Source organism: Enterobacter sp. MGH 37 (genome assembly GCF_000534515.1).
Classification (GTDB): Bacteria; Pseudomonadota; Gammaproteobacteria; order Enterobacterales; family Enterobacteriaceae; genus Enterobacter; species Enterobacter kobei.
Map to the genome: position 1 here is coordinate 1,874,660 of NZ_KI973205.1, position 25,914 is coordinate 1,900,573.

Here is a 25,914-nt window from a genome sequence, read left to right on the forward strand (position 1 = left end):
ACTGCGCACCTGAACTTTTCCCTGTGGTGTGCACGTGGCTCAAAACTCCGTATTTTTTCCTGAACAATTCCTTGCGCAAATGCGCGAGGCGCTCCCCTCTCACCTGTCGTTAGATGATTTTATCGCCGCCTGCCAGCGTCCGTTACGCCGGAGCATTCGCGTCAACACGCTGAAAATCAGCGTCGATGATTTTCTGACGCTGGTTTCCCCCTACAACTGGCAGCTTACGCCGGTGCCCTGGTGTGCAGAGGGGTTTTGGATCGAGCGCGATGACGAAGATGCCGTGCCGCTGGGAAGTACCGCAGAACATCTGAGCGGTCTGTTTTATATTCAGGAAGCCAGTTCGATGCTGCCGGTTGCCGCCCTGTTCGCAGAAGGCAACGCACCTGAACGCGTGATGGACGTTGCCGCCGCGCCCGGCTCGAAAACAACACAAATTGCCGCCCGGATGGGTAATCACGGGGCGATTCTTGCCAACGAATTTTCCGCCAGCCGCGTGAAAGTCTTGCATGCCAACATCAGCCGCTGCGGTATCCAGAATGTCGCCCTGACGCATTTTGACGGACGCGTGTTTGGCGCCGCCTTGCCGGAAGCGTTCGATGCCATTCTGCTCGACGCCCCCTGCTCCGGTGAGGGGGTGGTGCGTAAAGATCCCGATGCGTTAAAGAACTGGTCTGTGGAAAGCAATCTTGAGATCGCTGCCACGCAGCGCGAACTGATCGACAGCGCCTTTCACGCCCTGCGACCCGGCGGCACGCTGGTGTACTCCACCTGTACCCTCAACCGCGATGAAAACGAAGACGTCTGTCTGTGGTTGAAAGCGCAATACCCGGATGCCGTTGAGTTCCTGCCACTTAACGATCTGTTTGCCACGGCAGATGAGGCCGCCACGCCGGAAGGTTTCCTGCACGTGTTCCCACAGATTTACGACTGCGAAGGGTTCTTTGTGGCTCGTCTGCGCAAAACTCAGGCGGTGGCTCCCCTGCCAGCCCCGAAATTTAAGGTCGGCAATTTCCCGTTCGCCCCGCTGAAAGGCCGCGATGCTGTGCAACTTAAAGCCGCCGCCAATAAGGTTGGGCTGATCTGGGATGAGAATCTGCACCTCTGGATGCGTGATAAAGAGATATGGCTGTTCCCGGCACCCATTGAGCCGCTTATTGGTAAAGTCCGTTTTTCACGTATCGGGATCCGCCTGGCGGAAGTGCATAATAAAGGGTATCGCTGGCAGCACGAAGCGGTCATCGCCCTGGCGGACAGCGATAACACGTTTGAACTGACGCATCAGGAAGCCGAAGAGTGGTATCGTGGTCGCGACGTTTACCCGGAAACCACCCCGTCTCAGGATGAGGTTATTGTGACGTATCAGGGCTTCCCGTTGGGTCTGGCGAAAAAGGTCGGCTCGCGGCTGAAAAATAGTTATCCGCGGGAGTTGGTCCGCGATGGCCGGTTGTTTACGGGTAACAGTCCCACCGACTAAAAAAAGCGCATTTTTTTACTGGCGATTTTGCTCTCCTTGTCTACGATCAAAAATGGATGCCCATACTGGTCATACCAGATTCTGAAAACCGACCCGGAGAGCACTATGACGAAAACCAGCGTGCGTATTGGCGCTTTTGAGATCGACGACGCAGAGCTGCGCGGCGAAGCACAAGGCGATCGAACGTTAAGTATTCCCTGCAAATCCGACCCGGATTTGTGCATGCAACTCGACGCATGGGATGCGGATACCAGCGTCCCGGCGATACTTGATGGCGAACACTCTGTTCTTTACCGTGAGCATTACGATAGCAAAACCGATGCCTGGGTCATGCGCCTTGCCTGACCTAAGAGAACCCGCCCGAAGGCGGGTTATTTATTACTGTAGCTGTGCCAGCGTGAAGTAACCGTCGAACACCGCTCCGGTATCAATATAGTGCAGGTTATCAAAATCATACCGCCTGTCGACGGGCGTATGCCCGAACCAGAAATGATCCGCACCGCTAATCCCCTGCCCTTTGCCCACCATAAAGCCCATCAACCTGTCGCGATCCCACAGCACGCGCTGGGCGCTCACCGGTTTTTGCCAGCGGTATTCCGCGGCGGGGTAATCTGCGTGCGCAATAACATTGAGACCGTTTGCGCAGCTTATCTCGATAATATGCGGCAATTCGCGGCAGGCGTTTAGTAACGTTCGCGCCAGCGCCTGCTGCTCGCGATCAAGGCGCGTAAACCACACGCCACCATTCATCGCCCACAGCGCAGAATCGTTATTGTCCAGACTATCCATTGCCATTTGCTCATGGTTACCCCGCACGGCTCTGAACCATTTCTCATTGATGAGCTGCAGTGTTTTTACGCTGTCAGGACCGCGATCGATCAAATCGCCAACGGAAATAAGCAAATCCTCATACGGATTAAAATGGCGGCGTTTCAGTTCGTCCATAAGCCAGTGATAACAGCCATGTATATCGCTGACAACCCAGACGTGACGCCACATCCCACCCTCTATTCGCTGATACATAAGGCCTCCTTTAAACAGTATAGCCGCCGTATAAAAAGCAAAAGACGGGAGCGGTTCTTACAAAGTCAAACAAACGGTAAACCAACCAGAAATAAAGATCCTCACACTATTAATCCCTTATTCCTGGCTCCTTAGAATAGAGGCAGAAAAAAACGAGGGATCTTCACGTGTCTAATACACACCTGCATAACGATGTGTTCTACCCACATCGCACAAATATAATTTCCGAGCTGGTGAACGGCGAACGTGTCCCGGGACCCATCTGGCGGAAACGCGATTATCGGCTGAAGTTCCTTTTACGTTCGCTTCTGTTCTGGTCTTCCACCCGTCGCATGCTGGAAGCCCTTTCAGGGCGTGACGATTTCGACAAACTTCTCGCCGCTCAAATTACATTGCCCAGCAAGACCCATCGGCAGTATCTGATGCGTGGCCTGACCGCGAACGATCGCGCCGACGCTATCGTTAACCATTATTACTGGATCGATAGCCTGAAAGAGCGCGCCCTCGCCCAGGCGCTGACCAGCCCGCAGGAACAAACCGTTGTTCAGTTCCATGCAAAAGAGGGCGTGATCTATACGGTTAATGCATCCTCTGCCGGGAAAGCCGAGCGCGAAGGTGAGAGCACGCTGTGGCTGCGCGATAACGAGGATACGCTGCTTGCCAGCCTGACCTTTAGCGTAGCCCGCAGCAACGGACAACGCGTAATAGTAATTGGCGGGCTTCAGGGCCCCCGCCGCTGCGTGTCGCGGGACGTCATTAAACAATCCACCCGCGCCTGTCACGGCCTGTTTCCTAAACGCGTGCTGATGGAAGTTCTTTTCCAGCTGGCCTTACAGTCATCTGTTAAGGCGATTTTTGCCGTCAGCGACGAGGGACACGTTTTCCGCGCATTGCGCTATCGCCTCAGCAAAGGCCGCCATTTCCACGCCAGCTATGACGAATTCTGGGATTCTCTGGGCGGTAAAAAGGTCTCCGGCTTCTGCTGGCAACTCCCGCTGCAGATGGAACGCAAATCTCTCGACGAGATCGCGAGCAAGAAGCGTGCGGAATACCGCCGTCGTTTTGAATTGCTTGACGAAATTGAGGCGTCGGTAAAATCCCGCTTTTAAGCACGGCGCTGACTTTCCTTAATTGCTCACAAAAATTTAACAAAACAGGCAAAAAGGGCTGGACTTCCGCCTGCGGTGTTGTGATATGTTTTACGAAGTCGCACAGGATGCATCCGCTGCATAAAGATGATAAAAGGCGTAACGTATTGTCTTTCATACAGATAAAAAGAGACCGAATACGATTCCTGTTTCCGTCACAACCAGCCTTTTTTGATTTAATTCAAACGCTTACGCTTCAGAAACCCGTTAAATTCGGGTTTCAATGCTTACCAATACATCCATTCAAGATCAAACCGTTGCCATCTTTTTCGTGTGGTCGACGAGTGAACTTCGGGATCGCTTCGGTCCACAACCTCCACAACTTTGCGTAGCTCCTTCCAGTTTCGCAACTTGCCGCTTTACGCCTACCTCTGCCATCAGCATAATTACCACCGATCCGATTGTAAGATTTATCAGGTGCGCACCTCTTTTATCGGACAACAAGCAAATCTGAAAATCTCGTAGTGTAACGAGGCGACAGCATTTCACGCTTCATCTGCCAATTCTGCTGTATACCCTGCCCAGCAAAATACAGCGTGCCCTTTCCATCCTTTGCATTCAGGTGATCCAGTACCTCCATTAACTTTTCACTACCAGCTCGTGGCGCACTGTCGTCGAACAGGTTCAGCTGAGCAACTCCCTGGCTGAAGAAGTCGCCGAGCATGATCCCCGCTTTCTGGTACCGGTGTCCATCCTTCCAGATAACATCCAGGCATCTGGTAGCGGCGTTGATGATATCGCGACTGTCCTGCGTCGGAGTCAGCAGCTTCACGGATGCACTGTTGCCGTAATATGGTTCGTTCAGGGCAAATGGTGACGTTTTCACAAACGCCGATATGTACCGGCAATACTGATGCTCCCCGCGTAGCTTCTCTGCGCCGCGCGCGGCATAGCTGCAGATTGCCTGCCGCATCTGTTCGTACTCGGTAACGCGCTCGCCGAATGACCGGCTGCAGACGATTTCCTGCTTAACCGGCGCGAACTCTTCCAGTTCGAGACATGGTTCGCCGCGCAACTCTCGTACCGTTCTCTCCAGAACAACGTTGAAGTGTTTACGAATCACGGCAATATGCGTGTCCGCCAGGCCGAGCACGGTTTTGATGCCCATCGCTTCCAACTTCTTGCTGATACGTCGGCCAACTCCCCAAACCTCTTCTACTGGCAGCAATGCCATCAACTTACGTTGGCGATCGACGTTCGACAGGTCCACAACGCCGCCAGTGGCCTTCCATGTTTTTGCAGCGTGATTGGCGAGCTTTGCCAGCGTCTTTGTCTGAGCAATTCCCACACCTACGGCAAGGCCGGTATTCCTGCGCACCGCATCTTTCAGCTCGTGACCGAACTCTTCCAGAACGCGGCAGTTACGCACACCGGTCAGATCACAAAAAGCCTCATCGATTGAGTATATTTCCACCCTAGGACTCATTTCCTCGAGCGTGGTCATCACCCGGTTGCTCATGTCGGCGTAAAGCTCGTAATTGGAGCTGAAGCAAACCACGCCATGCTGCCGGAAGTAGTCCTTGCACTTGAAGTACGGGTCACCCATTTTAATGCCGAGCTTTTTGGCTTCAGCAGAGCGGGCGATCACACAGCCGTCATTATTGGATAGCACGACAACCGGCTTTCCCCACAAATCAGGCCTGAATACCGTCTCGCAGCTCGCATAAAACGAGTTCACATCCACCAGGGCAAACATCACATCACCGGATTGTCGTCTACCCACACAGGGCTAATGGTGTGAGTTACCACACCAACCAGGCGAACGTCATCCAGCGCATCTCCTTCGATGGCTTCGCCATCATCCGTGATAAGCGCGCTACCCGCCCAATAGGCGTGCTGCTGGCGGCCGCAAAACCAGATCAGCAATGTATCTCCGCGATTGAATGACAATGCTTTATCAATGACATCAAAGCCTTCCTGCGTTTCAACGATATTTGCAGAAGGAGGAAGGGATGGCTCTGAGACCGCTACAAAGGCGGCATGTATGTCTGCTGTGCGTAGCATAATCACCTCACAAGATAACTGTATGCATATACAGCATAACTTGTAAGGTCAAGAAATCAAGAGTTAAACATAAAGCCCACTTTTGCGGGCCTGACCGTTTAATTTTTAAGGGAATTATTTATTAATCTTAAATTCGCTCCCAGTTGCTAAGTTTTTCCATGTGTTACCTGAGAACACAACCAAACCAAGCCCGCAGGGGAGAGAATTATTCGTGTTAATCACAACTGATGATTCTTTTGCTTTTAACAATGAAACGTCACAGCAGATATTATTAATTCCAGGCCTTGTGCTGATTACACCTCCATTATCAGCAGCAATTGTGTTGTAATCACAATCTACATCACCTGAAATTGTAATCTCCCCACCTTTGACGTAAAATATTTTATCTGATGGATTCCCATTGATTACTTTTGTATTAGTTATTTTCAAAAAAAGCTTAGATGATAATACTTGTGCAATCCTGCCTCTGCCATTGCAAGTATAGTTTATAACATTTAGATTGCTTGCTGTAGACATTCCTGAGTTAATGTTTATCCACCCGCTTACACCGTTCTCTTGTAATACTCCGCTAAAAATGGCCTCATCAACCCTACAATCACCAATCATCCTAGCGATACATCCGTTTTTAGTATTTTGAAATTTCGCCTTGTAGTTATCAATGACAATTCGCTCAATGGTTCCTCTATTGAGAACAATGCTACTATTTGAATTATCTATGAAATCAGTGTATCCATTGCATACAGTAAGATTGCCTATAACTGAAGTTTTATGATTAACTCCTACAATGCAAATCGTTTTGCGGGGTGGGTTCTCAATATAAAGATTGTGAATCTTGGTGCCAACGGTGCTGCTAATACGAATAGTTTGTTCATTAACGCTTGAATTGTATATATTCCTGAATGTTGCATTTTGTATTTCTATACCAAACTTTCCTGAAGCAAAGTTTCTATCATCAATATCAACCACTGGATATCCATCAGCAGGAATAGCGTGGATATCTTCTACAGTAAGACTCCTTACAGTCGTGCTCAGTAAATTTGTATCACCCCAGACTCTAAATACTGCATGCTTTGTGTTGCCGTAGATCCCCGTTATACGGAATTTATCGAAAACACCAATATCATTACCGGTTATTTTAACTGCGCACAATGCTGAGTCGCAGTACAATCCCGATACATCAACATTTGAGAAGTCGCCAGGTTCGGAAATATCATAATTTGCATAATCTCCGATAGTAAAAGCTAGCATATCATCGCCAGTTTTACCTTTAAGATTTCGTATATAGGCATTTTTGATTGGTGGCTGACAGTGCAGACCGTCAGAAAAGGTATCAAACTTAAGTCCATCAACGGTAAGATTACCTATTTTAGCGACCAGCCATGCGTATTTATTCGCATTTAAGACTTTTAACCCCCCACCAATATATAGGTTCTCTATATTTTTTAAAATATTGCACATGTGTGTAAGGTTAGATGTTTTTTGGTTTTTACCATTGAAATCAATTTCACCAGAACCAGCAATTTCGATTGTTTGGTCTGGCTTTTCTGAATTCTCATGGTATGCGTAATTCTGAAAAATATTGCAATTTGAGTTATCTGCAAGTTTTAATGTGACTCCATTCCCAATCCAAATTCTAGTAGAGGATGGTATTACCAATGTTCTGTCAGTCAGATAAACTCCAGGCTTGATAAAGCGAATATCTCCACCTGAAGAGATCAGCTTTGCCATTTGTTCGCCATAAACCTTTTCACCAGGCTCAATGCCGTATAACTGCGGGGTTAGGAATCCTTCCTCTTTTAACGATGATGAATCTTTCTTTACCTTCTTGTTGCTAGCGACCGCCGATCCACCAAGCAGTAGTGTAGCGGGCAATAGACCAAGAAGTTTACGGCGTGAAGTTTTCATTAACATTCCTTAACTGTCAAATATCCAGATGATACCTCAAATTTGAATCAGTCTCATCTGATATGTCACGCTTACTAGCTTGGCCTTCCATGGCCCTTTAGATTAGATTGTGCTCGTATATGTAGCCCCAGAGAAAAGGTTTTTCCATACCTTGGTTTGCACCAATATCCTTCCAGCCCCACAGGAAAGAGAGGCGTTTAGATTATGTACGCTTGCACCATCCACAGACGTAAGAAGATCAACGTTACATGGGATATTGTGAACGCCTGGCGTGGTTTTAATTACACCGCCAGAGTTTGCTCCTATTGTGTTATAACCGGTTTCAATACTACCAGAAAGGGTTATAGTTCCGCCGCTTGCGAAGAACGCAGTCTGAGCGCCGCTATCATTAATGCGACGACAGTTAGACATCCTAATGGTAAGTGTTGATCCAGTTATCTGGGCGATACGTCCATCACCATCGCAGGTATAGTTAACTAGGTTAAGTTCTGTTCTGCCAGTCATTGCCGATGTAATGTGGTTCCACCCGCGCTGACCACGCAGTTGATATACATTGACCCAGTTAGACCGCGTCACAGTACAACCTGCTATCAATCTAGCGACCTGTCCATAGTTTGTGCTTACAAAATTGCACACTACATCTTCAATGTTCAAGTTCGTAATTGTTCCACGATTTACAACAACCGCCGCATTTGCATTATCAGGGAAAATAATATTTCCATTTTTTACGGTCAAATTGTCAACAGCAGTAGTTGTGTTATTAACACCAAACGCAATAATTGCACTCCTCGGCAACCCATCAAGAATCGCATTATGTATCACAGAACCGAAGCTACCAGCAAATCTGACAGTTTCAAGAGTTATATTTGTAGAATAAACATTCTTAATATGAATTTCGTCAATCTCAATACTGTAACCTGATGCACCAAAACCTCTGTCATCAATTTCTACAGTGCTGTACGCTGCCCCTGGGATTGCATATATGTCCTCTATAGTAAGATTTTTAACAATCGTTTTCGTCAGATTAGTATCACCCCATATGCGGAAAACAGAGTGCAGGGTGTCACCATAGATTCCTGAAACACGGAAGCGGACAAAGTTACCCGTGCCATCACCGGTCATTTTCACAGCGCATAACGAGCTTTCGCAGAATAACCCGGCAACATCAATATTTGAAAAATCTCCTGGTTCGCTAATGTTATAGTTAGCATAATCACCGATAGTAAATGCCAGCATATCATCGCCAGTTTTCCCCTTAAGATTACGAATGTAGGCATGGCGGATTGGTGGCTGGCAGTGCAGGCCGTCGCTGATAGTGTCAAAATTAAGACCATCTACCGTGAGATAGGTGATGTTACATATCAGCCAGGCATATTTGTTGGCATTAATAACTTTAATACCACCGCCAATTTTAAGGCTGCTTATTCCTTTAAGGATTGACGCCATAGATCCAAGACCGACAACAGTCTGGTTTGCGCCATTATAGTCGATTGTGCCTGGCCCCCAAATTTCTATGAAGGAGTCATTTGTTCCCGAGTTGGCATAGGCGTAATTCTTAAATACCGGTACGTTTGAAGCGTTAGCAAGCTTGATTGTTACTCCTTGACCAACCCACAAGCGGGTTCCGCTTCTAAGTACCCATGTTCTATCAGTGATGTATGTCCCTGGCTTCTCGAAACGAATATCCCCTCCGGCGGCAAACATAGCATCCAGACCGGAGCCAATGATGTTTGTGGTGCTTGGTTCAATACCATACATCTGAGGAGTGCGGTATTGAATGGCAGAACCGACTGTACCAGCAGGATAGACAGATCCTACCGACAATCCAACCAACCCAGCCCCGCCTGTAGCCGCCAGCGCAGCACGCAGAGAAGAATCCCCTACCCCAATCCACGCCCCAGGCGCAATACCACCAGTGCTGGCTGGGGTTGAGTTAGCTGGAACCACTTTCGGGCCGGAGGCAAAGGAACCAGTCCATTTGTAATACTCACCGTCGGCGGTGTTCAGCAGCACCTCATTCGGGTTGTTGATTGTCGCGCCGGTGGTGAAGGTCTTCCCGGTAAGGATAACGTAACCGAAGGCGCTCATGGCCTGCTGCGCGAGGTAATTGATGCCCTCGATGGTGTAGTGCTTCTGATCAAAGCGATCAGTGTAGGTCCATCCCATCGAAGTGACGAACTCGTCAATTTTCCCTGCGTTAAATTTGAAATCGAACGGAGATTCGCTTGGTACTGGCAGATTGGTTGGTTGCGTGGCCATATTTATTCCATAAAAAAGCCCGGCGCGGTGGCCGGGTCTGGTTGGTCGGGACGGTTCTTATTGATAGATGGCGTCGCTGTATTCCGCGACTGTAAGAGATACCGTGTTATCGGTGTTCGGCTTGATGCTGTTGACTGTCCATAGCTGACTGTCCAGTTCCTCCACTGTCGCAATGAGATAGCGTGACGGGAGCTGCACAGTTTCTCCGTTCCATATGTTGAGCTGAATGTTGGGTATTGCCGCGGTGAATCCGTATTTCGTGTCGCTGCGGGCTGTCGCCGGATAGCGCAACGTGGGATTACCCAGACTGTCGGTCACCAGCACATACATCGAACCAGTAAACGTGATCGGCTCGCTGGTATCGAAGTTATTCCCGGCACGACCGGTGATGTATCCCTGTTGCTGGTTACTGTCGTAGATGTCAGGCATCTGAATGACGCTTCCAACCTGAATGATTCCATCCTCAAACACTTTGGCGTTCATCTTCACCCTGGAGTAGATCAGGCGTTTAGTTTCGCGCAGCGCGCGCTCCCGTGCCTGGTACTCGTTACGAAAACCGACGATCTCCAGTTTGTTCGGGTTCTCAGCTTCCTGCTCGACGATAGAGCCGTTCAGGACCTGGTAGTTAATGTACGTCTTGTTGTTCGTGGTTGGGTGAACGTAGGACACCTGCACGCCGTCGTAGCCGCCAGGAAGAGTAGCCTCGTACGTCATTTTGTACTCGTCCGTCTTCATGTTGGCCCGGTTGAATACGGCCGCCGGGTAATCAACTTTCTGATCCCTGGTGAACGTCAGCACGCCGTCATCCCAGTACGCTACCACTGAAGCCGCATTGCAGATCGCCTGGACACGGTCACCGAGAGAGTCATTCTCATCGTCAAACGTGTAGTCGAAGTAACCCAGCCGTTCATCAGGCAGGCTTTCGGCGATTGAGTACAGCCCGTACAGGTCAATGCTGCTAACGGGCTGCTCACCCATAATCAGCCATGTGTGAGCTACCGCATCAGCAAACGATCGCGACGGCCGCAGCGTGTAATCCACCGCCTGTGTGTCAAGGTCGTACGTGATGGTGTGGCGCGTCACCAGCGCGTTATATTTGCGCTCGCGGCTGCCAAGAGCGTTCTCGGTCGCCCTCACCTTCACCCGTACCAGCGTGTCGGTCGGGTGAACGACATTCGTACGGATGTTGATGCTGTGGATCTCTTCGACCTTCAGCAGTGATGCGTCGCCGGAGTTGTCCGTGCGCTGGAAGCTGACCGCGTACTTCCCGAAGCCACCGGTCGGCGTGATTTTGTCGGTGCGGTAGAACACTTCGCTGGTCGACTGGTGCGGCGTCGTCTGCCTGTACGTGAAGGTCTGCTGCGTGCCCGGAACCTGGTTGTAGTCGTCGTCGATTTTCCAGATGACAACTTTCCAGTTCGTCTCTTTCTTCCCGCCCAGGCTGGATTGCGTATGCAACCACAGCTGCGTCGACTCGACCGGGGAGAAGAACGGGCCGACCACCAGTGCCTCATTGTCGTTGAGGATGAACTTCGTGGTGTTGATCGTGGCATTCGCCGGGATATCCTGCGGCCCCTCCAGCTGGTTCATCGTAAACGTGTACCAGCGCACCGGATTCACCACTGCACCGTCGTTAGTTTCAACGGCGGAGATCAGCGTGCCTGAGAATGTCGCGTCAGTGGTAACGCTGCCGGATGCAGTGCTGTATGTCACGTTGATGGTGAAAGTCACAGCGTGCGGCAGAATCAGGCCCATGAAGTAATCGAACTCGGCCTGCTTTTTGATTTTCATCGCAATCTGGCCGCCGGAATACGTGCCGCTGACTACAGTGGTTGCCGTTGCTGTTTCGACAGGGAAATCGCTGGCTTCGTTTTGCCCGGGAACCTCCTGACCGTCAACGTCATCGAACCCGTAGCCCTCTACGATCTGAGGGATTACCTCGCCAGGCTGGAAGAACTGGAATTCAGCACCGGCCAAAGAGCCAAGACTCGATTCTGAGTAGCGAACAGACTCGTAATCGTATTTGCCGATCCCGACGCACATCCACTCGGTGACGTACTTCAGGCCGCCATCCGTAGACGTCTGGTGAACGTATTCGAAAACCGATTCCTGGATCAGGTCCGGAAACGAACGAATCTGGCCGTAGATGTCCGGCTTTGCCTTGTAAACACGCGCAGTGTTTGTCTGACCGGTCAGGCTATTGTTCGGCGAGTCGACGGTATTACCGCCGTTGTTGGCGATGGCTGGCTTCGGCGCCAGGAACGAAAATACCTGCCCCACCACTTTAAAGATCGGGCTCAGGATGTCCCCGACGATACCCTTTGGCTGGTCGAAAATCTGGACGTTGTCCAGTTCGCTCAGTTCAAACGCCAGTTCGTCGTCATCACCCAACTTTACGCCGTTGCGGACGATCAGTAGATCGCGGTGAAAGGTAGCGTCATTGGCCGCAAGCCAGTCATAAAAAAGGGTGCCATTTGGCACCCTGTAGCGTTCTTTTGGCGTTCCCGGGAAACGCTGGAGTTCAATCAACGCCATACGAAAAATACTCCACCTTTGTAAATGCCCGCTGAATGACCAGCAACGAGTCCATGCGTACGCTTCCGTTCTCGCCACGCGAGTGCAGTGCCTGCCTGTTCAGCACCAGACCAACATGTGCCGGTTGCGCGCCGCGATACCCGACGAATATCCCGCCCTCGACCGGCTTATCGACCGGGCGCCAGAAAACAACATCACCCTGATAGCAGGTGAAGAAGTCCTCACCGGCTTCGTAGTCCGGCGTCTGGTGCAGCTCAATTCCGAGAACGTGCCGGTAATACAGCACGCACAAGCCCCAGCAATCCACCTTCTCGAACGAGCAGGCCCGGTTAGCCCACGGCACGCCGATAAACCGCCGGATAAATTCATCTTTAGTCATGCGCGTGCCTTATAGGTACTGGAGTCCAGTGTATTCGCGGGGATCGTATAATTTTCCAATATTATTATTGAGCGGGTTGGTCACAGACAGAGTGACCGATGCGGCGTCGGCGTCGATGTCGACCGTTTTGACGTAGAGCTGCCAGGACTTAATCGGTACCGACACGTCGCCGCTGTCGAAGATCTGCCTGGTGGCCGTGATGGCCGTCAGACGGGCCGTTCCCTTCCACTGCTTCATCAGCGCTTTGATATCCGACGACAGCCGCCCAAGCTTCACCGTCGCGTCTATCACCGGCGTTCCGCTCTGCTGACTCTCTTCGATTTCAAAGCGCGCTGGCGTGTACGTCTGGCCGCCAAGGGTCTTCGGGAAGAACTGCTTATCGACCAGGCGCACATAGCCAAAGGATGGATGGTAGAACGTGATGGTGTCGTACAGACCGCGCGTCGGGCGCTGCTGTTTATACTCCCTGAAGCTCGGCATTACGGCATCCTCGGTAGTGATTCCGGATCGCGCCCATCCGGATAACCAGTGACAACGATATCCAGCCACGAATCCCACGGCGGCGGCAGCTCAACAATGATGTCGTCGAATTCGTCGTCGGCGTTGTAGAGGTGGTTCGCAATAACGGTCCCCGTCCAGGTCACCACCCCGCCGTCGATACTGGTTTGCACCGGCATCTGCGTAAAATGAAGCTCCTGCAATTGCAGGCCACTACCACCCAGGTTGATATTCATCCGGAACCAGTTCAGGCCACGGTTGAGATAGTTCGGGCTGCGCAACCATTGCTGGAATGCGCGCTCCTGCGCCAGCGTGAATATCCACGTAAGTGACCAGGTCACCTTCAGGTCGTCGGTTTGATTCTCGAAGATAGCCGGGCCGACCGCTGGCTGATCGGTCTGGAACCCGGTATCGAGCGTCATGTTTTTGCTGGCCTTCTGCGCCAGCGGCAGCCAGTCGGGATAGTCGATAATTGGCATCAGCCCTGCCCCCTTGGCGTGCGTTTGACGTTGAAGTTGGTGGTTATCCCCTGGCTCATTGGCCCACCATTATTCAGATCGGCTATGACCATATCGATGGTAAGACCTCCACTGCCATCAGAGCTTGCCTGCGCATCCACTGATGAACCGTTATAGTTCTGAACGTTTAAAACAACGTTTATTCCTCCGCTGCCTTGCATATCCTTATTGCTGATCACCTTGCCGTTGTCGCCCGGAATCATGTACTGCTTTCCGGTGCTGGCCTGGTAAATCTCAGGCATGCCGCCTTCGCCGACCTGATACATCCCGCCAGCCGATACAGGGCCGCCATTCTTACGCTTGCCGAGCAAGTTAGCGCCAATAACGCCCGCTACCGCGCCGAGACCGATCGCCGCCGCCGTACCCATTGAGGCTATTGAGGAAAGGATCGCCGCCGGGGTCCATGCCGCCGCCACTGTCCCAGCTGCAGCAACACTCGTCGCCGTCTGAACACCAGTCGCTGCAGTCTGAACTGCCGTTACGGTTCCAATGGCCGATGTCTGTGCCGCCGATCCCATAATTGCTGACTTGACCCACTCCACGCCCATTTGCACGAAGGTATTAACCAGGCTGTTGAGAACCGTGCTACCAAGAGAGCGCATTGCATCACTGGCCGTCATGCTACCGGTGATAATTCCCGTTAACGCGTTGGAAGCATTTCCTGCCAGCGCGTCGATTGAAGCAGCCAGCGCTTCCGTCCCGGCATTTTGGTTTCTGAATATCTCCCATTGAGCTGCAATCCTCTCCTGCTCATACTTCCTGTTGGCCGCATTCGTCAGTTCAAGGCCTCGCTGGGTTAGCTGCCCCTTCTGGCTTTCAAACTGCTGGATTAACGCCAACTCTTGAGCGTGCTGGTTAGCAAGCCTCTGAACCGGATCTACCTCACCCTTAGCGGACTGCTGCGGGGTTACAACCTGTTGAGCTCGTATCTTCGCCAAATTCGCCTGATGATTGGCCTCAAGCCGCTCAGCAGTTTTGTCGTACTGCTCCTGGCTAATCTTCTTGGCCGCCAAAGCGGTTTTCAGGTCATCAACATCCTGCTTATAGCTGGCGTTTTCGCGCGCTTCTGGTAGAAGCTTCTGCGCGGCTGCCTCGGCCTTGATGGCATTGGCCGTATCCCATTTCTCTGCAGCATACTGACGGGGTTGTGCGATCTGGGCCTGAGTTGCGCCTTTCCCAAGAGATTGTTCGGCATTAAGCATGGCCTGCTCTCTGCTGAGTTCTTGAGTTGACCCCGCCGCCAGTTCGGCTTGCTGCTTCAGGTTCGCCAGCTTCTGAGCAACAGATTCAGCAGAAGACGCTGATTTTTTCCCCTGTTGCTCACTCTCTTGTTGAGCTTTTTTTCTGGCTTCTTCGGCCTTTTGCAGGTCGTAGTTTTCTCCAGCAAGCTTTCCAGCTGATGATATCTGATTCTTGTTATCAGTTACCTTGGCGGCTTGCATTTGAGCTTTAACAACGGCTCTTTGTCGCTCATCCTGAATTTTAAGAAGTTCGTTTTGCTCCTCAAGATTGAGGATGAGCTTATCGCCCTCTTTCGTGGCCGGAGAAATTTGCAGTGCTTTCGGATCAAAATTCTTCCCTGCCTGATTGGCCCGGTTTATTTCATCAGCTGTATCACCAAAGGCTTTCGCTACCGCACCCTGAACTTGCTCGAGAGACCAGGATTTTTCGATGAGTTGATCATGAACGCCCATCGCCGTAAGCATGTTGTTCGTGAGTGTGCGTGTCGCCTCTGACGCAGTTTCTTCTGTCCGGGATAATTTATCCTTTGCGGCCTCAAGATCTCGCGTCTTACGCGCCAGTTCATCAGACACCTCCGCCTGTTGACGGGCGAAATCAGCACCTTGCCCCATAGATTCAGCAACTTCCTGCGCTGCCGGGGTAAAGTTCTGATATCTGTCTCTCAGCGAGTCAACTTCACTCTGCAGATCTGCTACATCCTCTTTCTGAGCTCGAATAGAATTATTGGCATCTGCAATAGCCCCACGCAGCTGCGTGTTCGACATTGCATTCATGGCGGCGTTGAGCTTATCCAGACCATCGGCGAAGGCGATAGCCTCCTCTTTTGCCTGTTGAGCTTTCTGCCAGAAATAGAAGATAGCTCCGGCAGCAAGCATAGCCGCCCCCGCTGGACCACCTATGAGGGCAAGAGCATTACGAGCAAGACCAATACCAACAGATGCTGCACGTGCCGCTGCCGCCGCTCTTGCTGATGCGGCAGCCTGGACTGTTTCAGCCTCAGCAAGAGCGAGAGATACGGTGGTCGCCCGAGTTTTTGCAGCTATTAGGGCATCAAGCGCTAACATTTCAGCAGCGCTACCTTTTGCCACGTTATACTCAGCCTGGGCCAGCGCGAGAGACGAAAGAGCGGCCTCTTTATCAGCCAGAGCCTTACGCTGAGCAGAATTAGCGGCTACCAGAGCAGCCTGTGCCGTCTGATTGTCTGCTGCAACCTGCTGACGGGATGCTGCGATATCAGCGATTTTCGCTGAGGTAGCCATAGTCAGCGCACCGACATACCGCGAACCCATTACGCCGGCAACAATCGTGAGTGTAGTGCTTAGAACGCCCAGGTTTTCACTTAGAGAAATGACTGAGTCACTGAATATTTTGACGCCAGTTTTTACAGTGGCATTCTCGCCAAAGAATTTCGTGATATTGTTGTTGGCAATTTCAAGAGACTGGCTGATCGTGGCGGTAGTTTTAGCGAACTCCTGCCCAATTTTATCGCCCTGAGAGAGCAATCCATTCACGATCACATCAGTGGTTAACTTGCCCTCGGCAGCCATGTTTCTGAGTGCCCCAATGCTGACATTCATGGAGTCAGCAAGAGCAATCATGAGCCGGTTACCCTGCTCGTTCACAGAGTTAAATTCATCACCTCTTAAAGCGCCGGACGCCAGACCCTGAGCAAGCTGAATGATTGCGTTACTTGCCTCCTCGGCTGTTGCCCCTGAGACCACGAAACCCTGGTTAATAATGGTTGTCAGCCTGGTAATGTCATCAACACTGACACCATAACTCCGTGTTGATCGCTCGAGACGTGCATAGAGAGTGGCCGTGGCATCGAGACCTGAGCGAGTTTTTTGAGAGATGTCAAAAACTCGCTCTGTAACATCAGCCAGTGTTTCAAACGGCGGTACGGAATCCCTGACGGCGTTCGCAAGCTTATTGCTGAGGTCCTGCCATGCCTGGGCATATGCGCCAACTTGTTGGACAGAAAGAGCAGCAATAAGCGCTTTCGCGACGCCGGTTAAGCTGGACATAGTGCCTTCAATCGAAGACAGGGATCGCTCAGTGCGGTTCAATCCCGCTTCAAGTCGGCCCATGCTACCGTTGAGCCCATTCAACGCGGCATCAATATCCCGGCGTCCCTGAAGGATCCCAGCGGTGTCCATGTCAACTTCATAAACAATCGTTCCAGCGCTGACAGTACCAGCCATAATCTAATCTCCGGGCAATAAAAAACCCCGCCTGAGCGAGGTTACTGTAATGAACAGCTCATGCCGCCTGCTGAGCCATCGACACTCTTCTTGCTTTTTTGGCTAAATAATCCTCTGCTATTGAGTCATATTCTTCCCTGGTAAACCCTTTCTGGTCCGGGTATTTGGCAGCAATTAAATACTGAAACTCAGTCATAGTAAGCTGCTCCGCCTCATCCCGACTCACACCAAAATGATTTCTGGCTGCGCTGATATACTCGAATGCATTAAATTCAGATGTCGTGCTGGTATTCTCATGGCGCTGTAGCTTTCTTATCCTGGCTTTCCCAATAACGCCGTGCGTTATTAGTGCTTGCGCAATCACAACCATATCAAACTCATCCATTGCCCCATGCCGGAGTTTGAATGGCTTTCCTTTGGTTTTGGCTATGCGTAGCTCACCAATCAATGGGGTAACGTCTGTGTCGCAACAGGATGAAAGCACCGTCATTGCAGCCATAATTGCTTTTTTCCCATAACTGGTTGTTCTTATATGCTGAATGAGCCACTCAGGCACCAATCCATAGGCATTGATGGCCGACCTTATAAGATCTGATACTTCATCATGATGAAGATCATAGAAAGCAGTAACGATATCTTTTGGCTCGCCTATTCGAGTCATATTGATAAACGATGGACGGAAAAAGTATTCCTTTTCGCCAGCAGCAATAAGGAATTCGCCAATTTCTTTTAATGGGATCATGGGTCAATTCCGTTTAGCGGTCATTATCAAGGGCAGCACGCCGCCCTTTGGAATGTCCGTTACGTAACGGTAACCGTATGCACGGCCACAAAGTTGCCGTCTTCGGTGTTGATGATGATCTGCGCGCTACCGGTGGCGACACGCGTCACGGTAACGGTGTTGCCGGATGCGGTGGCCGTTGCTTTGGTCGCGTCGGTAGTCGCTACAGTGAAGTCTTTGTTGGTTGCACCGGTTGGTGCGATGTTCACCGTGAAGGTGCTGGTACCGCCCGCCGTGCCGGTGCTGGTTGTCGGGGTTACCGTCACGCCAGTCACAGCAACTGCAGTGATTTCGTTCACTTCAATAGTGCTCGCGTCACCGACTTTGAACTCGGTTGAGAACGTGACGATGTCGTTACTACCCCCGTCTGAGCTGAGTGCGCTGATATTCATATAACCAACGAACTCAACCGGGCCATAATCCATCCTTACCCACAGACCTGGTTGGCGTTTCGCTTTCAACTCGGTAGCGAAGTAGGTAATGAATTTACCAATGCCATACTGATCGAGCTTATCCTTCTTACGAACCTCTCCCTCGAAGCTGATCGTGAAGTCACTGTTGGTGATGATGGTCTCGACATAGCCGCCGCCGTCATCCGCATCAGAGGTAACCGAGTTCGGGTTGAAGTCGAAGCCTTTCGACGTACCAGCAGCCAGCGCCTTCCACTCAGATTCAAGTGGCTTGACGTCCGGGCAGCCATCGGCGACTTCCAGCACGACCGCACCGCCGAACAGGCGCTCGTTCGAGTTCTGGCAATTAGCCATGTGAAACTCCTCTTTGACGTATAAAAGAAAACCCGCCGGAGCGGGTTATTTGGTTGGGAATGGCTAGTCGCCAAACGTGCATGCAAATTGCAATCGGAAGACTATTCGCCCTTCTTCTGTGAGCACCGGCGCGGGAATTGCGCCCATGTTCTGGATGTAGCCGACACACTCGTCAGCCATGGGGTTGGCCTGGACGTAATCGACGATGCGCTGTACGGCATTGAGTGCGTCTTTGCGCTTATCTTTTGCGCCTACTACGTCGACCAGGACGTGATACTCAGAGCCGAGGTCTGTACGGATATTCGAGCCGCCGTTTGGCCTGAACACCATGATCGCCTTCGACATGTCACCTGGGTCATCAAACATCAGCTGTTGCACCGTGAAACCGGTCGTTAGACCGGCGTCGCCGAACATATTTCGCACCCGTTCGTGCATCATGGGTGTCATAGTGAAAGCTCCTTACGCACAACATCATCGATGGCAGATCGCTCCTCTTCAAACCCAAGAGTGAGGAATTCCTTTTTAGCAGTTGAGCGACGGAACCTCTGCGGGTTGGCCGGGTCATGAACATAAACGGCATAGTTGGTCGAGTAACCCACCCTGCCTGTGATTACTGCTCCGTCAGTTACGATTTCGCGAAACTGGCTATTTAAAAGTGCTGAGGTGTCGATCGGTGTGTAGAGCGCCGCTCTTGCCGCCCCCAGAATCATCGCCGACTGGAGCGCTCGAATGATTTTTCGACCCTGAATATCATTCAGAATTCGGTCAATATTGCGCTCAACACGTGCCGCGCCGCGAACTTTGATCCCCATTGCTACACTCCCGTAATTATCGCCCAGTCATCTTCCAGGCCGTCTAGAGTATCGTTCCAGCGCGTCACGTGACGAACCTCATCGGCACCGGCCACGACAGGGTCTGGTTCAGTGCTCACACCAATGAGGATGTAATCACCCTCATCGGCCAGAGCGTAAGCCGTGAAGAAGGTGTTTTTTACGACAACCTCTTTACCGATGGAGCCGAGCTTTGCAGACAGGCCGCCGATGTAGTCGCACATGATGGTTTCAGGCGGTTCGTATGGGTCGACAGGATCGCCCCACTCGTCATTACCGCCAGCACCCTTACGCCATATCGTGCATGGCTTGTTGTATGACCATGAAGCAGTAGACGACATCAGCCCTCCTTCCAGCTCAGCACCTTGGCGCCGGTCGCCCGGATGCGCTCACAGTTGATATGCCACTCGCCGTCCGACTTAACGTAGCCGGTAGTCTCCCGCCCGGTGTCGGTCATCACCCAGACGCGGGTGAAAGAACGCGGCAGGCCGTGCTTAACTGATTTGTACGTCATCACTTACCCCCGCACATACAGCCGCCCTTCCCGATCCAGATACCAGCAAATGCCGGGGCGGCGGTAGGGTCAGCAGGAATAAGGGCAGTGGCGCAGCCGTACTTATCCAGCCCGCGCAGCAGGTTCACTGATGCTTTCCAGCGATCGGTAAACGATTGATACCGGAACGAGCGAGACGCCCCGCTTGGAGCTGTCTGGCTGGAGATGTACTTATCCCCCTGCCCGAGCCCCATAAGCGCCAGTAGATAGAGCTGAATCAGCAGCGCGGTCGATGCAGGATAATGCGCATCGAGACACTCCTGAATGCTGTTGGCCTGGTCGACGAGAGCCTGAAGAACAAAATCGGGAATGGTAATTCCCTGGCTCTCCAGATATTCCTTCGCCTGTTCGAGAGTTACCATTATCGACTCCGTGAAATACCCCGCCGGAGCGGGGCATAAAAAAACCGCCTTAGCGGCGGCTGTTATTCAGCAGGGAAAAGCTTTTCGAGTTCGCCATCCGGCAACAGCTCACTGAGCCTTTCAGCGCCCAGGTTGCCTTTGAACTCAATGCCCAGTTCAGTAAGGCGGCCCTGAATAATCTCTTTGCGAGATTTCTCACCGGTACCGGCATCAGGCGTCGACGGGGTAAGTTCTCCGCCTGCCTCACCATTCATGGGCCGGACGTTAGACTTCAGCGCCGGGTGAAGCTCTTTCAACTCCACCACCTGCCCTACCTTCACGCCGAACCATGGGCGCACAACTTCGTATTTAGCCATGCTGTTTCCTTACGCCAGGTTAGCGCCGTAGACAACGCCAGACAGGCCCTGATCGTCTGCGGTGATTTGCAGACCTTCAGCAGACATAATCTGGAAGTTGTAGTTAACGTTAGGCAGTGGGCGCGGCAGTGGCACAACACCGACGGCCATACCCACCAGTGGAGAGATCACGTCACGGCGACGAACGTACGCGATAAACTCGTTACCACTCAGTGCGAAGCTCATGCGGATTTCTTTTACCGGCGCGAACGGCAGCACCGCCTGCAGTACAGTTCCGCTTACAACGCCGTTAACCACGTACGGCTGCGCCAGGTTTGCCCAGATTTCCGGGGAAACCCACATCACATCGTATGCAGCGACTTTGTTAGTGCGTGCAGTGGTGCCGAATGCGCCTTTACCGAAGAACGCGAAGATCGCTGTCATGTCAGCGGTAGTCAGGTCGATATTCGCACCACCAGCACCAGATCCAAGGTTAATCTTCTTGGTGTGACGGTGGTTCTTGATGCCCTGCGCCGGATATGACTGAACATGAATTTTTGAATCGCCGTTCAGGTAGTAGTTGACGCGCTTCTGGTTGAACTTACGCATCTTAGCCATCTGCGAGTCCAGCACAAGATCAATGCCTACAGAGTTCAGGCCAGCAGCATGACGCCAGTTAACACCGTAACCAGCAGTGAACACCGGAATCGGATCGCCGTCGCTCGCGTAGTCAGTGTGGTCGAAGGAGAACGGCGCCTGACCATCGATGCTTACTGACACGTCGTCAGCGATGTCGCCAACCACGTTATAAAGCTTGGCGGTTTTACCGACCGGCAGCACGGTCTGAACGCCGATCAGGTCGTTCACGATTTCCATGCCAACTTCCTGATCGCGCAGTTGCAGCACCTGGTTGTCAATCTCAGCCCAGAAGTCACGGGAGAAACCGCCAACAGCGTTACAAGCCAGCATGTCAGGCGTCATGATTGCGCGGTTAGCCGCAATGATGGAATCGTTCTGCAGGTTCCACATGTTGCGGTTTGCCCACAGTTCGCTCCAGTGCCCTCCGAGGCGGGAGTTAGTCGCCAGCGTCTCTTTAGAGAAATACATATGTGTTTGTCCTTTTGTTACGCGCCAGCTGCGGCGACAGTGCCAACGCGCATGCGCACGCGAATGAAGTCGGTGGTGCTGGCCGCGATGGTGTATTCATCCTGGCTGTAGCCGATCACTGAATCAGTGTCGGAGGTGGCAAGGGTGAACTGACCGGCAGTTCCCAGCTTGATCGGGCTGTCTTTCTTATAGGCACCGGGCAGGCAACGCAGCGCCAGCTCGCGGCCTTCTTCGACGTAGTTGCCGACAGCCGAATCACCGGCAGGGATTGATTCAGTGATAGTCAGGCCCTGGTGATAACCGACATCGATGATGTACAGGCGACCGGTTAGCGCGGTGGCCTGAGCGAATTTATCGGATGAGTTGATAGTTGCCGCAGTACCGGGAAGCAGCGCGGCGGCCGTAGTGCGGGTTTCGGTCTTGTACAGAGACTGACCGTCGATATTAACGCGACGATAACGTGGCATTATTCCGGCTCCTTACTTGAAGTGTTCGTCTGCGGCTGGTGCGCCGGTTTCTTTGTGTTGCTGTGCGTTGTTGGTGCCCAGCGGAGCAGCTTCACCCAGCGACTTGAACATCGCGTCCAGCGCATCGCCAGACAGCGCGTTAGCCACGATATCGCCATGTACTTTCGCAACCGCTTCGCGCTTTGTTTTCTCTTCGGCACGGGAGTTGGCGGTCAGGGTTTCCGCGAGTTGCTTCTGATTGGCCTGCAGCGCATCAACCTTTTCCGCGAGAGGCTTAATTGCCGCTTCTGTATTGGTCGCAACAGCCTGGCCAATCATGCTGCCGATTTGTTCCAGTTCTTCTTTGGTTAAAGGCATGTCGCCCTCCGTTTTGTGGTTTGGTGCAGGCTGTTCCTGCGGTGTGAATAGAGCTTTGAATTTGTTAGCGACGACCGCCACCCACGACTCCTGGCGCGCTACTGCGGTTCCGGTATCGTCGATTGTGATCTTCCCGCCATCAGCGGAATAACCGTAAACCTGCGCATCTCCGCCATTTCGCACGATAACCACCTGCGAGTCGGTAAAGTCAGCAACCCAGGCGTATTCATCCGCTCCCGCCGCAAACTTCGCTTTCGCTGCGCGATCGAGACGCTGTTCGCGCTCCCGGTAGGATTCACCCACCAGCGCGCCGGAGTTCGCCTTAAGCGGCTGAGCCAGATCGGCGTTAACCATCAGGCCAACGCCCTGCTCTGGTGTCGCTGCGCCTACTTCGTGCAGCAGGATTGCGTCGTGGTCCATGCCGTGGATATCAGCTACCCACTCAGCACCGGTGGCGCGTTGCTGTTCGTTCGGTTCAAGCTGGTCGAGGAAAGCGGCCACGCTGGTATGAATCGGCGGAACGTCTTCGCCGCGCTCAATGGCAGCGACACGCTCAAGAAGCTCCCTTCCACCTTCCGACTCATTAGCGCGAGCCACATCAACCCACTTTTCGAGGTAGATGCGATTACCGGACTTCTTGACGTTGCGGTTCCAAGCGCCGATATGGCCTGCGTTAATCCCCTCTGGGGAGAAAGCAGACACGAACTGACCGTTAACCTGAGGGTGGCCCAGCGGCGCCAGGGTGCCTTCCAGCCCCTTATAGTGGGCGTCGATTTGCTCTTGCGTGTACAGCCCGCCATTCATGACGACGTTCGCCGGGAGTGTGTAACTCGGCAGCACCAGATGCTCGCGACCGTTGTATGTTTCGCGCCGGATAGACTGGCTGTTCACCTTCGTGGTGATGTTGACCTGCATAGGCATAGTTATTTCTCCGCCCAGGCGTAACCGCGCGCCTGCATCGATTTATATTCCTGTTTGAGTTTCGTGATGGTGTCCGGGTATTCCGGCTTACCGTCCGCATCCACCAGCACCGACTGCTGGCTGCATTTGCAGTTGATGGAGTTGCCATCCTTGCTGTACCAGTCACGGACCTCTTCATTGGTGTAGAGGTGAGCATGGCGCACTGCGTGTGTATGTCGCGTTGTCGGTGACAGAGCCGAGATGTGAACCAGTAGAGTTTTCATGCCGAAGAGGTCATTCGCCTCCTGGTCTTCATCCCACTTGGCCCGGCGCAGCGCGGTCGTCACTTCAGTGCGTGCTATCCGGTTCGCCCGGCGCTTCTCGATACCGGTCTGGTCCGTCAGGTTGCGGGCAATATCCAGCGGATTGAGACCACGCCCCACGCCATCAGTCAGCACACGCGCCATATCGCGCTTAACGTCAGCCGTCAGCCCCTTCATTTCCTCAAACACACGGGCATGCACCAGCGCCATTCGTTGCTGGTAAGGGTCGCTTGCGAGGATGGACGCTAACGACTCACGACCAGCGGCGTACACCGTCGACTGCTGGCTGAGGTTGTAGAACGACTGCCCGGTCCCTTTCTCCGAAGCAAGGTCGATGTACTCGTAAAACCACAGGTCGTAATCGCCACCTTCAAGCAGCACCTGATCCACCAGGTAACTGGCATCGTTCAGGATGATGGAAAGTAGCGTTGGGTTTAGCTGGTATTCGTATCTGGCGTTTACTGCGAGGGAGGAAGGTATTTTGTTGAGTGCTGATTTGTACGCTTTGCCAATCTTATTCATCCGCCTGGCGAAGTCTTTCATTGCCCGGCGTTCCAGCGCATCGGCCCCAGTCGGATCCTGATAGTTACGCGGCAGAATCGGTGGCTTCGTCTTCTTCGTCGCCATCCTCTTCTCCTAACGGCTCCTCGTCATCATTGTCATAGCCCGCAGCCGTGCGAATCTCTTTACGACTGAATGCTGGCTCTTCGCCGCTGCCCTGCATGGTCTGGTTAATCTCGCCCATGGTCTTGGCGTTAGTGAGCTTCTCAGTACCGGTCTGTTCGTTAAGGTCATCCCAGATAACAGCCTTCTGGCTGACTGAGTCTACGATTTGCAGATCGATAAGTTTGTCGCAGAAGTCCTCTATTTCGAAAGAGAGGTCTACGCGGCGCGACTGACAACGAGCATTAAAGTATTTCTGGTCTTCGGTGCTGGAGCGCTCGGCCTGCTGATTACCAACCAGAATGCGCGTCGGGATATCAACTCCTGCGGCGGCTGTTTGCAGGTTTACGTTATAGGTTGGAGACGGATCAGAAACCGGAGAAACAAGGGAGGTTACGCTGGCCCCCTGGAGAGAAAGCAGCACATCATTGCCGCGATTCATCTCGCGTGCAGCGTCGTTAAATTTATCCTGCAACTCATCTACTTTAACGCCGTACATAGATGCAATGCTGCCAAAGTCGATTTCCTTGTCGAAACTAAGTGCTAACTGGCGAGCGGCGTTCTTCAGGAATGACTCACCAGACCCGCCCTCTACCTTCTCCAGGCTCACAAAGGCGTTATAAGCTGGCTCAAGGAAGCCAATAGCATCGTCTGAGTAATCACCAAGGATGAAAACACGATCGGGGTGGATATTGACGCGGCGACTTGAACCATTCGGCAAGCGTTCGGCGTACTGCCACATTTTCGGCTGACCGTAAGTCTTCGAGTTCAGCCCAGTGTCCCACTCGCTCACCGTTAGCGATCCGGCCCACGCCACGGAAACCTTCTGCAACCCTCGCCCTTTGGTAACCGGAAGGTTCCAGTCTTTTTCATCGCGGACGTGCAGAAGGATGCCTGCATAACGACCGACAAGGCGACGACGATCCGCCTCGGCAAATGATCGCCAGAACCTGTTGTTGAATACCTGCTTTGACTTGTTTTCCCAGGCAGTTTCGTTTTCGCTCTCGTCGGCATCGTCACCCTCGATGATTTCCGGGTTCGTCTGCCAGCACTTGCCCACCAGCTTCTCAACTGCACCGTGAGCGATACCACCGCGGCGGTAAAGGGCATAGAGGTTTTCGTAGGTTACCTGCTCAGGGAAGCCATACTCGCACCATGCTGAATGGCGCTTGTTGTCCAAACCCATCGTTGGTGCCAACAGCCCCATACGGGCGCGCACCATCCGCGCATCGTTCAACGCATGGTTGACGGCGAGAGTTAATTTGTCAGTCATGGTTTTTCCG

At 52.4% G+C, this 25,914-nt stretch carries 26 protein-coding genes; 3 read left to right on the forward strand and 23 right to left on the reverse strand.

Annotated elements, in window-relative coordinates; genetic code table 11:
• Window positions 1-34: 34 nt before the first annotated feature.
• Together rsmF and L383_RS14875 are read left to right on the forward strand one after the other, a co-directional pair.
• Window positions 35-1,477 (forward strand): 16S rRNA (cytosine(1407)-C(5))-methyltransferase RsmF, encoded by a 1,443-nt coding sequence (gene rsmF, locus L383_RS14880; protein WP_032629037.1) that lies wholly within the window; start codon window positions 35-37, stop codon window positions 1,475-1,477.
• A gap of 105 nt (window positions 1,478-1,582) precedes the next feature.
• Window positions 1,583-1,822 (forward strand): YebV family protein, encoded by a 240-nt coding sequence (locus L383_RS14875; RefSeq protein ID WP_008500472.1) that lies wholly within the window; start codon window positions 1,583-1,585, stop codon window positions 1,820-1,822.
• Window positions 1,823-1,855: 33 nt separating this feature from the next.
• Here the strand turns inward: L383_RS14875 and pphA are convergent, their stop codons facing one another.
• A complete protein-coding gene (gene pphA, locus L383_RS14870; RefSeq protein ID WP_023330645.1) occupies window positions 1,856-2,500 on the reverse strand; it encodes a protein-serine/threonine phosphatase in 645 nt (214 codons plus the stop codon).
• A 167-nt stretch (window positions 2,501-2,667) separates the two neighbouring features.
• Between pphA and L383_RS14865 the strand changes: the two genes are divergently transcribed.
• Window positions 2,668-3,609 carry a VirK/YbjX family protein gene (locus L383_RS14865; RefSeq protein ID WP_014884298.1) on the forward strand — a complete coding sequence of 314 codons (942 nt, stop codon included), beginning with the start codon at window positions 2,668-2,670 and terminating at the stop codon, window positions 3,607-3,609.
• A 469-nt stretch (window positions 3,610-4,078) separates the two neighbouring features.
• On the opposite strand, the gene L383_RS14860 is transcribed toward L383_RS14865, so the two are convergent.
• The 22 genes from L383_RS14860 to L383_RS14755 all read right to left on the reverse strand — a co-directional run bounded on the left by L383_RS14860 (window position 4,079) and on the right by L383_RS14755 (window position 25,904).
• On the reverse strand, window positions 4,079-5,344 hold the full coding sequence (locus tag L383_RS14860) for a Y-family DNA polymerase (RefSeq protein ID WP_023330646.1): 1,266 nt from the start codon (window positions 5,342-5,344) through the stop codon (window positions 4,079-4,081).
• Entirely contained in the window at window positions 5,344-5,652 is a 309-nt protein-coding gene (locus tag L383_RS14855; protein WP_023330647.1) for a hypothetical protein, read from the reverse strand. The genes L383_RS14860 and L383_RS14855 overlap by 1 nt, the downstream gene beginning before the upstream one ends.
• A 114-nt stretch (window positions 5,653-5,766) precedes the next feature.
• A complete protein-coding gene (locus tag L383_RS14850; RefSeq protein ID WP_023330648.1) occupies window positions 5,767-7,557 on the reverse strand; it encodes a hypothetical protein in 1,791 nt (596 codons plus the stop codon).
• Window positions 7,558-7,659: 102 nt separating this feature from the next.
• On the reverse strand, window positions 7,660-9,816 hold the full coding sequence (locus tag L383_RS14845) for a tail fiber/spike domain-containing protein (protein WP_023330649.1): 2,157 nt from the start codon (window positions 9,814-9,816) through the stop codon (window positions 7,660-7,662).
• Between the two features lie 57 nt (window positions 9,817-9,873).
• The gene (locus L383_RS14840) at window positions 9,874-12,351 is read right to left on the reverse strand and encodes a host specificity factor TipJ family phage tail protein (protein ID WP_023330650.1); all 2,478 of its coding nucleotides are present in this window, start codon (window positions 12,349-12,351) and stop codon (window positions 9,874-9,876) included.
• Window positions 12,338-12,730, reverse strand: a complete 393-nt coding sequence (locus L383_RS14835) for an NlpC/P60 family protein (protein ID WP_023330651.1) — start codon at window positions 12,728-12,730, stop codon at window positions 12,338-12,340. Before L383_RS14835 ends, L383_RS14840 begins: the two co-directional genes overlap by 14 nt.
• A gap of 9 nt (window positions 12,731-12,739) precedes the next feature.
• Complete coding sequence (locus L383_RS14830) at window positions 12,740-13,210, reverse strand: hypothetical protein (protein ID WP_023330652.1); 471 nt, start codon at window positions 13,208-13,210, stop codon at window positions 12,740-12,742.
• Entirely contained in the window at window positions 13,210-13,707 is a 498-nt protein-coding gene (locus L383_RS14825; protein ID WP_023330653.1) for a hypothetical protein, read from the reverse strand. Before L383_RS14825 ends, L383_RS14830 begins: the two co-directional genes overlap by 1 nt.
• Window positions 13,707-17,189, reverse strand: coding sequence for a tape measure protein (locus tag L383_RS14820; protein WP_023330654.1), 3,483 nt, complete (start codon window positions 17,187-17,189; stop codon window positions 13,707-13,709). The genes L383_RS14825 and L383_RS14820 overlap by 1 nt, the downstream gene beginning before the upstream one ends.
• Window positions 17,190-17,247: 58 nt before the next feature.
• Complete coding sequence (locus L383_RS14815) at window positions 17,248-17,931, reverse strand: DUF6246 family protein (RefSeq protein WP_023330655.1); 684 nt, start codon at window positions 17,929-17,931, stop codon at window positions 17,248-17,250.
• Window positions 17,932-17,990: 59 nt separating this feature from the next.
• Window positions 17,991-18,734 (reverse strand): Ig-like domain-containing protein, encoded by a 744-nt coding sequence (locus L383_RS14810; RefSeq protein ID WP_023330656.1) that lies wholly within the window; start codon window positions 18,732-18,734, stop codon window positions 17,991-17,993.
• A gap of 63 nt (window positions 18,735-18,797) precedes the next feature.
• The gene (locus tag L383_RS14805) at window positions 18,798-19,181 is read right to left on the reverse strand and encodes a phage tail termination protein (RefSeq protein WP_023330657.1); all 384 of its coding nucleotides are present in this window, start codon (window positions 19,179-19,181) and stop codon (window positions 18,798-18,800) included.
• Window positions 19,178-19,546 (reverse strand): hypothetical protein, encoded by a 369-nt coding sequence (locus L383_RS14800; protein WP_023330658.1) that lies wholly within the window; start codon window positions 19,544-19,546, stop codon window positions 19,178-19,180. Before L383_RS14800 ends, L383_RS14805 begins: the two co-directional genes overlap by 4 nt.
• Window positions 19,547-19,548: 2 nt before the next feature.
• The gene (locus tag L383_RS14795) at window positions 19,549-19,905 is read right to left on the reverse strand and encodes a hypothetical protein (RefSeq protein ID WP_023330659.1); all 357 of its coding nucleotides are present in this window, start codon (window positions 19,903-19,905) and stop codon (window positions 19,549-19,551) included.
• Window positions 19,905-20,078, reverse strand: coding sequence for a hypothetical protein (locus L383_RS14790; RefSeq protein ID WP_023330660.1), 174 nt, complete (start codon window positions 20,076-20,078; stop codon window positions 19,905-19,907). Before L383_RS14790 ends, L383_RS14795 begins: the two co-directional genes overlap by 1 nt.
• On the reverse strand, window positions 20,078-20,479 hold the full coding sequence (locus L383_RS14785; RefSeq protein WP_023330661.1) for a DUF7370 family protein: 402 nt from the start codon (window positions 20,477-20,479) through the stop codon (window positions 20,078-20,080). The genes L383_RS14790 and L383_RS14785 overlap by 1 nt, the downstream gene beginning before the upstream one ends.
• A gap of 62 nt (window positions 20,480-20,541) precedes the next feature.
• Entirely contained in the window at window positions 20,542-20,835 is a 294-nt protein-coding gene (locus L383_RS14780) for a hypothetical protein (protein ID WP_023330662.1), read from the reverse strand.
• Window positions 20,836-20,844: 9 nt separating this feature from the next.
• Window positions 20,845-21,921 (reverse strand): major capsid protein, encoded by a 1,077-nt coding sequence (locus L383_RS14775; RefSeq protein WP_023330663.1) that lies wholly within the window; start codon window positions 21,919-21,921, stop codon window positions 20,845-20,847.
• Between the two features lie 17 nt (window positions 21,922-21,938).
• Complete coding sequence (locus L383_RS14770; RefSeq protein WP_023330664.1) at window positions 21,939-22,388, reverse strand: gp53 minor capsid family protein; 450 nt, start codon at window positions 22,386-22,388, stop codon at window positions 21,939-21,941.
• Window positions 22,389-22,400: 12 nt separating this feature from the next.
• On the reverse strand, window positions 22,401-23,666 hold the full coding sequence (locus L383_RS14765) for a hypothetical protein (RefSeq protein WP_023330665.1): 1,266 nt from the start codon (window positions 23,664-23,666) through the stop codon (window positions 22,401-22,403).
• 2 nt (window positions 23,667-23,668) lie between these two features.
• Window positions 23,669-24,595 carry a phage minor head protein gene (locus tag L383_RS14760; protein ID WP_023330666.1) on the reverse strand — a complete coding sequence of 309 codons (927 nt, stop codon included), beginning with the start codon at window positions 24,593-24,595 and terminating at the stop codon, window positions 23,669-23,671.
• Window positions 24,555-25,904 carry an anti-CBASS protein Acb1 family protein gene (locus L383_RS14755; RefSeq protein ID WP_023330667.1) on the reverse strand — a complete coding sequence of 450 codons (1,350 nt, stop codon included), beginning with the start codon at window positions 25,902-25,904 and terminating at the stop codon, window positions 24,555-24,557. The genes L383_RS14760 and L383_RS14755 overlap by 41 nt, the downstream gene beginning before the upstream one ends.
• Window positions 25,905-25,914: the final 10 nt, after the last annotated feature.